The organism is Streptomyces neyagawaensis, assembly GCF_023516595.1.
Taxonomy (GTDB): domain Bacteria; phylum Actinomycetota; class Actinomycetes; order Streptomycetales; family Streptomycetaceae; genus Streptomyces; species Streptomyces neyagawaensis.
This window is the reverse complement of record NZ_JAMGBG010000220.1, coordinates 1-10458: the sequence shown is the minus strand read 5'-3', so window position 1 is coordinate 10458 and position 10458 is coordinate 1. Positions and strand designations below refer to the sequence as shown.

Below are 10458 nucleotides of genomic sequence, written 5' to 3'. Positions count from 1 at the left end.
TCGGTGGTGGCCCTGCGCAAGACCTACGGCGATGTCGTCGCCGTCGACGAGGCGTCCATGGAGATCGCGGCGGGGGAGTTCGTCACCTTCCTCGGCTCCTCCGGGTCGGGCAAGACCACGACGCTGATGATGATCGCCGGGTTCTGCGAACCGGACTCCGGCACCATCACCGTCGGCGGCCGCGACGTCACCCGCCTGGCGCCGCAGAAGCGGGGCCTGGGCTTCGTCTTCCAGCAGTACCTGCTCTTCCCGCACATGACGGTCAGTGAGAACGTCGCCTTCCCCCTCACCCTGCGCGGCGTGGGCAAGGACGAGATCCGCCGGCGGGTGGGGGAGACGCTGGAGATCGCGGGTCTGTCCGGGTTCGGCGGACGCAAGCCGCGTGAACTGTCCGGCGGCCAGCAGCAGCGTGTGGCGCTGTGCCGGGCGCTGGTCTACCGCCCGCCGGTCATCCTCATGGACGAACCCCTCGGCGCGCTGGACAAGAAGCTCCGCGACCAGCTCCAGATCGAGATCAAGTCCATCCAGCAGGAACTCGGCCTGACCGTCATCTATGTGACGCACGATCAGGAAGAAGCGCTGGTGATGTCGGACCGCATCGCGGTGATGCGCAACGGTCTGATCGAGCAGTTCGACACCCCCCGCGAGCTGTTCGAACGGCCCAGGACGCCGTTCGTGGCGGACTTCCTGGGCGCGGCGAACTTCCTGCCCGGCCGGGTCGAGAAGCACGACGGCGAGCACACCCTGGTCCGCCTCACCCAGTCCGGTGGCCTGCTGACGGCCCGCCGTCACCAACTGGCCCCCGGTACGCAGGTGAAGGTCGCCGTGCAGCCGGGCCGGCTGCGGGCCAGCGCCGCCGACGACGGCTTCTGTACCGGCACGGTCGAGACCGCCACCTACGTCGGCACCCTGGTCCGCGCGGGCGTACGGGTCGACGGCGGCGACGGGCCGCTGCTGCGCCTGGAAGTCCCCGCCGGACGCGGCCCCGTCGCGGGCGAGCGGGTCGGAATCACCGCCGACCCCGAGGACGTCAACCTCTTCCCCGTCGAACAGGGCGGGTGAGCCATGGCCGCCACCCTCACCGCGGGCGCTCCCGCCCGCCCCCGCAAACTCCTCGCCTCACGCAAGACCCGCGTCGGAATCCTCTACGCGCTCCCCGTCGTCGTCTACCTGCTGGTGCTGTTCGTCTACCCGATCTTCTCCACGCTGCTGCTCAGCCTGAAGGACGCGGACGGATCGTTCACCCTGCACTGGTACGCCGACGCACTCACCGGCGTCAATCTGTCGGTGCTGTTCACGACCCTGCGGATCTCCGCGGAGACGGCCGTGCTGAGTCTGGTGTTCGGGTTCGTCCTGGCCCAGGCGATCACCCGGCTCAAGCCCATGCTCGCCGGGCTGGCGATGCTGGTCGTGGTCGTGCCGCACTTCGTCTCCGCGCTGGTGCGCACCTACGGCTGGATCATCATGCTCGGCGACAAGGGCCTGGTGAACGAGACCCTGACCGCCATGTCGATGCCCGGCGCACCGTTCCAGTTGCTCTACAACGAGCTCGGTGTGGTCATCGGTACGACCTCGATGATGCTCCCCTACACGGTGCTGCTGCTGTACGGGGTGATGCGCGGCGTGGACCGCCGCCTCCTCGCGGCAGCGGCGAGTATGGGTGCGGGCCGGGTGACGATCTTCCGGCGGGTGTATCTGCCGCTGGTCGCGCCGGGTCTGGCCAGTGCCGGGCTGCTGAGCTTCATCCTCTCGCTGGGCTACTACATCACCCCGGCCCTGATGGGCGGCCCCAACCAGACGATGATCGCCACCCTCATCAACCAGCAGGTCACCAAGGAGAACCAGTGGAACGGCGCCGCAGCACAGGGCGTCATCCTGCTGGTCCTCACCCTGGCCGGACTGCTCCTGGTGAAGATCGTCAGCTCCCTGGGCGCCAGCCGTAGGAGGAGAAACGGATCATGATGGAGTTGCGCAAGACCCTCACCGGCCGCATCGCCCTCACGGCGGTGGCCACCGTGATCCTGCTGTTCCTGGCCCTGCCGATCGTCGTCATCCTCGTCACCTCCTTCAGCAACAACGCCTTCGCCTCCTTCCCACCCGAAGCGTGGACGCTGAACTGGTACAAGGCCCTCTTCGCCGACGGCAGCAAATGGCCCGCCGCACTCTCCCTGTCCGCGCTGGTCGCCGCCCTGAGCACCGTCTTCTCCCTCATCATCGGAGTGACCGCCGCGACCGCGCTGGTGCGCAGCGAACTCCCGCTGCGTTCGGCGGTCTTCGCCCTGGTCCTCGGACCCCTGCTCATCCCGCAGATCGTCACCGCACTCGGACTGTTCCTGCTGTTCGAGCCGGCCGCGATGCTGGGCAGCCCGATCGCCATCGCACTCGGCCACACCGTGCTCGCCTCACCCATCGCGGTACTGATCCTGATCGCGACCCTGCGCGGCATCGACGAACGGCTGGAGGACGCCGCCGCCAGCATGGGCGCGGGCCGGCTGACCATCGCCCGGCGCATCACCTTCCCGCTGGCCGCGCCGGGGATGATCGCGGCGGCGATCTTCTCCTTCATCACCAGCTTCGACGAGTTCTACATCTCCCAGTTCCTCTCCTCCGTCGACACCGTCACCCTCCCGGTACAGGTCTACAACTCCCTCACCTTCGAGATCGACCCCAGCGTCACCGCTGTCAGCGCCATCCTCATCGCCTTCGCCATCCTCGCCCTCGGCCTGGTCGCCCTGGTCCGCTGGCTCGGCTCCGGACGCCAGGAATCGCTGCTGTCGGTCGAGAACACCGTCGGCGTCGCCAACCCCGGAGGTGAGGCCGTATGACCGCCGCCGCCGCTCAGCCGATCGCGGCCATCGCCCAGCGGCACCTGCTGCTGAATATGACCGCCAACGGATCGCTCGGCGGCGAGGGGGAGGACCTCCTCGTCGTCCGGCGCGGGGAGGGCCCGTACGTCGACGACACGGACGGCACGCGCTACATCGACGGCCTGTCGGGGCTGTACTGCTGCCAGCTCGGCTACTCCTACGGCCCCGAGTTCGCCGAGGCCGCCGAACGGCAACTGCGTGAGCTGAGCTACAGCCCGCTGTGGACCGGCTCCGCGCACCCGACGGCGATCGAACTCGCCGAGCGGCTGTCCCGGATCGCCCCCGTCGACATCGAGCACACCTTCTTCTCGAGCGGCGGCGCCGAAGCCGTCGAGACCGCCTGGAAGATCGCCCGCCGCTACCACGCCCTGCGCGGGGAGCCGGGCCGGGTCAAGGCGATCGCCCGGCGCGGCGCCTACCACGGGCTGACCGTCGGCACCCTGTCGTTCACCGACGACCCCGGCCTCACCGAGCCGTACGGCCCGCCGGCGATCGACACCCGGTTCGTGTCGAACACCAGCCGCTTCGGCCTCGCACCGGAGTTCGCGGACGACGAGGTGTGGACGGCCTGGCTCCTCGCCGAGCTGGAGGCCACGATCCTGGCCGAGGGCCCGGAGACCGTGGCGATGCTCATCGCCGAACCCGTGCAGAACCGGGGCGGGTGCATCACACCTCCCCGGGGTTACTGGCAGGGACTGCGGGCGCTGGCCGACCGCTACGGGTTCCTGCTCGTCGCCGACGAGGTGATCACGGGATTCGGCCGGCTCGGCGAGTGGTTCGGCGGCGACCGCTACGACGCCCGCCCGGACATGGTCACCGTCGCCAAGGGCATCACCTCCGGATACGCCCCCCTGGGCGCGACCCTCGTCGGGACCAAAGTCACCGACGTCCTCAACCGGCCCGGTGTGGTCCTCAACCACGGCTACACCTTCGCCGGGCACCCGCTGAGCGCGGCCATCGCCCTGCGCAACCTGGAGATCCTGGAGCGGGACCACGTCCTGGACAACGTCCGCGCCCTCCAGGGCGACCTCGCCCAGCGCATGGCGGCCCTGAAGGACCTGCCGATCGTCGGCGACGTCCGCGGCACCGGGTTCTTCTACTCCTGCGAACTCGTCGGCGACCTCGACGACGGCGGTTTCAGCGACCTCGCCCGCGCCGGCCTGATCGCCGACCTGATCCCGCGCCGGCTGCGCGAGGCCGGCCTGCTCGCCCGCGTCTACAACCGCTCCGCCCCGCTGGTCCAGATCGCACCCCCGCTGATCAGCGACCGCTCCGTCCTCGACCGTATCGCCGCGATCATCGCGGGCGTCCTGGCCGAGGCGTCGGCCCGCATCTGATCCACGTCCTGGAAAGGTTCCCCATGTATTCCATCGGTCCGCTGACCGTCGCCCCCGGCGAGCGCGCCCAGGGTCTGATACCGGTCGGCACCAGCAGCTACGGCGTGGAACTCGGCATTCCGCTGATCGTCGTCAACGGCGCCCTCGACGGCCCCGTCCTGTGTGTGGACGCGGGCGTGCACGGCGACGAGTACGACGGGCAGGAGGCCATCCGTCGCGTGCTCGCCGAACTCGACCCGGCCACCCTGCGCGGCACCGTCGTCGGCATCCCCTGCCTGAACACCCCCGCCTTCGAGGCCGCCGCCCGCGCCAGCGGCATCGACCACCTCAACCTCAACCGCATCTTCCCCGGCGACGCGGAGGGCTCCTACTCGCAGCGGCTGGCCGCCACCTTCGTCGAGCAGGTCGTCCCCGCCGTCGACGCCGTGGTCGACCTGCACACCGGTGGCGCCTACGGCGAGATCGCCCCGCTCGTCATCCTCCAGGGCGGCTACGAGGACCTCGCCACCGACCTCGCCCTCGCCGCCGGGCACGAACTGGTCTGGAAGGGCGGCAAGTGGGGCGGCACCGTCCGCCACCCCGTCCTCGAGGCCGGCAAGCCCGCCATCACCATCGAGTGCGGCGGCGCCACCTACCGCGAGACCAACGTCGAGCACCACATGAACTCGATCCGCAACATCCTGCGCCGCCTCGGCCTGACCGACGGCGAACCGGAACTGCGGGACACCTACACCACGGTCTCCGGGACCTTCGCCCGCTCCGCCGCCGGCGGCTTCTTCGTCGCGCACGCCGAGCCGGGGGAGACCTGCAAGGAAGGCGACCTGATCGCCACCATCACCGACCACTACGGCACCACGCTGGAGGAGGTCCGCGCGCCGCAGGAGGGCATCGTGCTCTGGGTGCGCCGCATCCGCACGGTCCGCCCCGGCGACGAGGTCGTCATCTTCGGCGAGGTGCTCGGGGAGATCCGGACATGACCAACGACATGCGGTTGAACGAGCTACTCATCGACGGCAAGCAGGTCCCCGCCGCCGACGGCCGCTCCTTCATCGTCCTCGACCCGTCCGACGGCACGGCGATCGCCCAGGTGGCGCTGGGCGGCAAGGCGGACGTGGACCAGGCGGTGGCCGCCGCCCGTACCGCCTTCACCTCCCCCGAGTGGGCGGGGATGCGGGCCGCCGACCGCGGCCGGATCCTGTACCGGATCGCGGAGACCATCCGCTACCAGGGCGAGCGGCTGGCCCGGCTGGAGAGCCAGGACGTCGGCAAGCCGCTCCGCCAGGCCCAGAACGACGTCGAGGCGGCGGCCCGCTACTTCGAGTTCTACGCGGGCGTCGCCGACAAGCTCGGCGGCTCGACGGTCCCCCTCGGCCCCGGCCTGCTCGACTACACGGTGCGCGAGCCGATCGGTGTCTCCGGCCAGATCATCCCCTTCAACTACCCGCTCCAGAACACCGCGCGGGGCTCCGCCCCGGCCCTGGCCGCGGGCTGCACGGTGGTGCTCAAGCCGTCGCCGGAGGCACCGCTCACCCCGCTGGAGATCGGCCGGATCGCCCTGGAGTGCGGTCTTCCGCCGGGCGTGCTGAACGTGGTCCCCGGTGACGGCGAGACCGGCGCGGCCCTCGCCGGGCACCCGGACATCGACCAGGTCACCTTCACCGGTTCGGTGGCGACCGGCATCAAGGTCGCCCAGGCTGCCGCCGCCAACGTGGTGCCCTCCGTCACCGAGTTGGGCGGCAAGTCCCCTGTCGTCGTCTTCGCCGACGCCGACTTCGACGCGGCCGTCGGCGCCGTCGCCGCCTCCGCGTTCGGCAACGCCGGGCAGACCTGCTCGGCCGGCACCCGGCTGCTGCTCCAGCGCGGCGCCGAGGAGTTCCTCGACAAGCTGGTCGCGCACGCCGACTCCCTCAGCGTCGGACCCGGGCTCAGCGATCCGGACGTCGGCCCGCTCGTCGCCGCACGGCAGCGGGACCGGGTCCTCGGCTACCTGGAACTGGCGCGCGAGGAGGGCGCGGTGGCCCGGGCCGGCGGTGGCGCCCCCACCGAGCCCGAGCTGGCCGACGGCTACTACGTCCGGCCGACCGTCCTCACCGGACTGGACAATCAGGCCCGGTGCGCCCGCGAGGAGATCTTCGGCCCCGTCGTCACGGTCATCGAGTTCGACGACGTGGCCGAGGCCCTGGAGATCGCCAACGACAGCCCGTACGGCCTCGCCTCCTACGTCTGGACCCGCGACATCGACAAGGCGATGCGCCTCGCCGAAGGCATCCGGGCAGGCCAGGTCTACGTCAACGCCACCGGCGTCGGCACGGGCGTCGAACTGCCCTTCGGCGGCTACAAGCACAGCGGCTGGGGCCGGGAGAAGGGCCTCGAAGGACTGGCGAGCTACCTGCAGACCAAGAACGTCTGCATCGGGTTCGGGAACCGGTCATGAGATACCGCACGCTCGGTGAGCGCGGCCCGACCGTCTCGGTGGTCGGCGTGGGCGGCAACAACGTCGGCAGCCGCCTCGACGAGGACGGCACGAAGGCCGTCGTCCACGCCGCCCTCGACGCCGGGATCACCCTGTTCGACACCGCCGACATGTACGGCGGGGCAGGGGACCGGGGCGGTCTGCGCGGCGACGGCGAACGGCTGCTCGGCGCCGCGCTCAAGGGCCACCGCGACGAGGTGGTGCTGGCCACCAAGTTCGGCAAGGCGATGGGCCGCGACGCCGACCTGTACGGTCCGCGCGGCGCCCGCGCCTACCTCCGGTACGCGGTGGAGGCCTCGCTGACCCGGCTCGGCACCGACCGGATCGACCTGTACCAGTACCACGAACCGGACGGCGTCACGCCGCTGGAGGAGACGGTCGCCGCGCTGACGGAACTGGTCGACGAGGGCAAAATCCTCCACATCGGGTGCTCGAACCTCCCCGCCGAGCGGCTCACGGACGCCTTCGTGTCCACCCAGGCGCGCTACCACCTCCTCGACCGCGGCGCCGAACAGGACCTGATCCCGGCCTGTCTGCGCCACGGCCTCGGCCTGCTGCCGTACTACCCGCTGGCCAACGGCCTGCTCAGCGGCAAGTACCGCCGCGGTGAGCGGCCCCCGCCCGGCAGCCGCCTGTCCTGGCGGCGGGGCTGGCTCACCGACGCGGCCCTCGACCGGGTCGAGGCCCTCACCGCGTACGGCGCCGCACGCGGTCTGACCCTCCTCCAGGTCGCGGTCGGCGCGCTGGCCGCCCTGCCCGCCGTCGGCTCCGTCATCTGCGGCGCCATGACCTCCGAACAGGTCGCCGCCAACGCGGCGGCCGCCGACTGGATACCGAGCCCGGCCGACCTGGCCGCGCTGGACGCGATCGTCGCCCCCGGCGAACGCGTCGTCTGAAGCCCCCACCCACCCGAGAAACCCCGCGAGACGAGGCTGAACACCATGCGAGAGATCGTCACCTTCGACGCCTACGCGACCTTGATCAACTTCGAGCTGGCTCCCACGACCCTGAAGGTCCTGGAGGACCGGCTGGACCTGGACAACCTGGACGTCGACGAGTTCCTCGACGACTTCCGCGTCATGCGGTTCCAGGCCGTCCTGGAGGCCTACCGCCCCTACCACGAGATCCTGCACTCCAGCCTGCGCAACGCCATGCGCCTGCACGGCCTGGAGTACCGCGAGTCCGACGGCGACGCCCTGGTCGAGGCCGTCCCCACCTTCGGGCCCTTCCCGGAGGTCCCGGACGCCCTGCGCGCCCTGAAGTCCCGCTACGAGATCGCCATCATCTCCAACACCGACGACAACCTGATCGCGCGGAACGTCGAGAACATCGGCGTCGAGTTCGACTACGTCATCACCGCCCAGCAGGCCGGCGCCTACAAGCCCGACCGCCAGACCTTCGAGTACGCCTTCAAGACCATCGGCGTCGAGCCGTCCCAGGTCATCCACACCGCGCAGGGCTGGGAGTACGACCACATCCCGACCCGTGACCTCGGCCTGAAGCGCCGCGTGTGGATCAACCGCTACGGCCACCCCGGCAGCGCCGACTACCAGCCCTACGACGAGCTGCCCGACCTGTCGGGCCTGCCGAAGCTGCTCGGCTGCTGACCGAGGGCCCGACGGCGGTACAGGACCGAGAAACACAGAGGACGCAACGCCATGAAGCAGATCCCCTACTGGCTGGACACAGCTCCCGCCCGACCCGACCGTTCCGGAAAGGACCTGCCCGACGAGGCGGACGTGGTGGTGATCGGCGGCGGCCTCACCGGGCTGTCCACCGCCTACCACACCGCCCGCAAGGGCGCCCGGGTCGTCCTCGTCGAGAAGGACCAGGTCGGCGCGGGCGCCTCCGGGCGCAACGGCAGCATGTGCACCCAGGGCATCACCATCAGCCCCGCCGAGGCGCGCAAGCGCTTCGGCCAGGAGCGCGCCCTGGAGCTGTACAACGCCTTCCGTGACGCCGTCGACCTCGTCGAGGAACTCACCACCACCGAGAACATCGACTGCGACTTCAACCGTGCGGGGCGCCTCGGCGCCGTCTGCAAGCCCGGACACTTCGACGGCCTGCAGGCCAAGCAGCGTGACCTGGCCGACAACTTCGGCCACGAGACGATCGTCCTGAGCAAGAGCGAGCTACGAGCCGAACTCGGCACGGACTACTACCACGGCGCCCTGCTCGACCCGGACAGCGCCGCCCTGCACGTGGGCAAGTTCGTCGGCGGCCTCGCGGACGCCGCCGAGCGTGCCGGCGCCGAGATCCACGAGCGCAACGCCGCCACCGGCCTCACCCGCCTGCCCGGCGGCGGCTTCGTGGTGGAGACCCTGCACGGCACCATCCGCGCCAAGCAGGTCATGGCGGCGACGGACGCCTACACCGACAAGTCGATGCCGTGGTTCCGCAAGCGGCTCATCAACGTCGGCAGCTTCATCATCGTCACCGAGCCGCTGGGGGAGGCCCGCGCCAAGGAACTCATCCCCAACGGCCGTCTGCTGGTCGCCCACAAGAACGTCGGCCACTACGTCCGCCTCACCCCGGACAACCGTCTCGCCTTCGGCGGCCGGGCCCGCTTCGCGCCCTCCAACCCGGCCTCCGACGTCAAGAGCGGCGACATCCTCAAGCGGGAGATGACCGAGATCTTCCCGCAGCTCGCGGGGGTGCGCATCGACTACGTCTGGGGCGGCATGGTCGGTTTCTCCTGGGACCGCATTCCGCACGCGGGCGAGGTCAACGGCCTGTACTACTCCATGGGTTACTGCGGACACGGCGTCCAGATGGCCACGTACATGGGCCGCGCCGTCGCCGAGATGATGGACGGCAGGCCGGAGGCCAACCCGCTGCGCGGCTTCGGATTCCCGAAGGTCCCCGTCCCCTTCTACAACGGCACCGCCTGGTTCCTGCCGTTCGGCGGCGCCTACTACAAGGCGAAGGACCGCCTGTTCTGACCAGGCGCCGCCGGTGACACCGCGGGGGCCTTGACCGCGGCGACGCGAAAGGCCCCCGCGACACCCCTGGACGCCCCCTGAGAGAAGGCCCGTACACCCATGACCGCCGCAGTCACCCGCAGCGAACACGACCTGCTCGGCGACCGGGACGTTCCCGCCGACGCGTACTGGGGTGTCCACACCCTGCGCGCCACGGAGAACTTCCCGATCACCGGCATGCCGATCTCCGCGTACCCGCATCTGATCGAGGCGCTGGCCGCGGTGAAGGAGGCCGCCGCCCGCGCGAACGAGGAACTGGGCCTGCTGGAGGCGGGGAAGGCCGCCGCGATCGTCGCCGCGTGCCGGGAGATCCGCTCCGGCAAGCTGCACGAGCAGTTCGTCGTCGATGTCGTGCAGGGCGGCGCGGGTACGTCGACGAACATGAACGCCAACGAGGTCGTCGCCAACCGGGCGCTGGAACTCCTCGGCCACGCCAAGGGCCGGTACGAGTTCCTGCACCCCAACGAGGACGTCAACCTCGGCCAGTCCACCAACGACGTCTACCCGACCGCCGTGAAGATCGCGACGGTGTTCGCGGTACGGGGACTGCTCAAGGCGATGGCCGTCCTCCAGGACGCGTTCGCCCGCAAGGCGGTCGAGTTCCGCGACGTGCTCAAGATGGGCCGGACGCAACTGCAGGAGGCCGTGCCGATGACGCTCGGCCAGGAGTTCTCCGCGTACGCCGTGATGATCGAGGAGGACCGGTCCCGGCTTGCCGAGGCCGTCGAGTTGATCCATGAGATCAACCTGGGTGCCACGGCCATCGGCACCGGCCTCAACGCGCCCGCCGGATACGCCGA

Annotated in this window: 10 protein-coding genes; all 10 read left to right on the top strand. The window is 70.4% G+C overall.

The window, feature by feature from the left end; genetic code table 11:
• Positions 1 to 1062, top strand: a 1062-nt coding sequence (locus tag M8J73_RS44110; RefSeq protein ID WP_249829907.1) for an ABC transporter ATP-binding protein, incomplete at its 5' end; no start/stop codon positions are given.
• A gap of 3 nt (positions 1063 to 1065) precedes the next feature.
• Positions 1066 to 1962 (top strand): ABC transporter permease, encoded by an 897-nt coding sequence (locus M8J73_RS44105; RefSeq protein ID WP_055541145.1) that lies wholly within the window; start codon positions 1066 to 1068, stop codon positions 1960 to 1962.
• Positions 1959 to 2825 carry an ABC transporter permease gene (locus M8J73_RS44100; RefSeq protein WP_055541144.1) on the top strand — a complete coding sequence of 289 codons (867 nt, stop codon included), beginning with the start codon at positions 1959 to 1961 and terminating at the stop codon, positions 2823 to 2825. Before M8J73_RS44105 ends, M8J73_RS44100 begins: the two co-directional genes overlap by 4 nt.
• The gene (locus tag M8J73_RS44095) at positions 2822 to 4204 is read left to right on the top strand and encodes an aminotransferase class III-fold pyridoxal phosphate-dependent enzyme (protein WP_055541143.1); all 1383 of its coding nucleotides are present in this window, start codon (positions 2822 to 2824) and stop codon (positions 4202 to 4204) included. Before M8J73_RS44100 ends, M8J73_RS44095 begins: the two co-directional genes overlap by 4 nt.
• A gap of 23 nt (positions 4205 to 4227) precedes the next feature.
• The gene (locus tag M8J73_RS44090; RefSeq protein ID WP_055541142.1) at positions 4228 to 5181 is read left to right on the top strand and encodes a succinylglutamate desuccinylase/aspartoacylase family protein; all 954 of its coding nucleotides are present in this window, start codon (positions 4228 to 4230) and stop codon (positions 5179 to 5181) included.
• A complete protein-coding gene (locus M8J73_RS44085; protein ID WP_249829906.1) occupies positions 5178 to 6638 on the top strand; it encodes an aldehyde dehydrogenase family protein in 1461 nt (486 codons plus the stop codon). The genes M8J73_RS44090 and M8J73_RS44085 overlap by 4 nt, the downstream gene beginning before the upstream one ends.
• Positions 6635 to 7573 (top strand): aldo/keto reductase, encoded by a 939-nt coding sequence (locus M8J73_RS44080; RefSeq protein WP_249829905.1) that lies wholly within the window; start codon positions 6635 to 6637, stop codon positions 7571 to 7573. Before M8J73_RS44085 ends, M8J73_RS44080 begins: the two co-directional genes overlap by 4 nt.
• Positions 7574 to 7618: 45 nt before the next feature.
• On the top strand, positions 7619 to 8284 hold the full coding sequence (locus M8J73_RS44075) for a haloacid dehalogenase type II (protein WP_249829904.1): 666 nt from the start codon (positions 7619 to 7621) through the stop codon (positions 8282 to 8284).
• A gap of 51 nt (positions 8285 to 8335) precedes the next feature.
• Positions 8336 to 9619 carry an NAD(P)/FAD-dependent oxidoreductase gene (locus tag M8J73_RS44070; protein WP_055542255.1) on the top strand — a complete coding sequence of 428 codons (1284 nt, stop codon included), beginning with the start codon at positions 8336 to 8338 and terminating at the stop codon, positions 9617 to 9619.
• 99 nt (positions 9620 to 9718) lie between these two features.
• The coding region (locus M8J73_RS44065; RefSeq protein WP_249829903.1) for a lyase family protein at positions 9719 to 10458 on the top strand (740 nt) is incomplete at its 3' end.

Coding starts and splice junctions, on each gene's coding strand:
- M8J73_RS44105 (WP_055541145.1), top strand. CDS start 1,066: ATGGCCGCCACCCTCACCGCGGGCGCTCCCGCCCGCCCCCGCAAACTC.
- M8J73_RS44100 (WP_055541144.1), top strand. CDS start 1,959: ATGATGGAGTTGCGCAAGACCCTCACCGGCCGCATCGCCCTCACGGCG.
- M8J73_RS44095 (WP_055541143.1), top strand. CDS start 2,822: ATGACCGCCGCCGCCGCTCAGCCGATCGCGGCCATCGCCCAGCGGCAC.
- M8J73_RS44090 (WP_055541142.1), top strand. CDS start 4,228: ATGTATTCCATCGGTCCGCTGACCGTCGCCCCCGGCGAGCGCGCCCAG.
- M8J73_RS44085 (WP_249829906.1), top strand. CDS start 5,178: ATGACCAACGACATGCGGTTGAACGAGCTACTCATCGACGGCAAGCAG.
- M8J73_RS44080 (WP_249829905.1), top strand. CDS start 6,635: ATGAGATACCGCACGCTCGGTGAGCGCGGCCCGACCGTCTCGGTGGTC.
- M8J73_RS44075 (WP_249829904.1), top strand. CDS start 7,619: ATGCGAGAGATCGTCACCTTCGACGCCTACGCGACCTTGATCAACTTC.
- M8J73_RS44070 (WP_055542255.1), top strand. CDS start 8,336: ATGAAGCAGATCCCCTACTGGCTGGACACAGCTCCCGCCCGACCCGAC.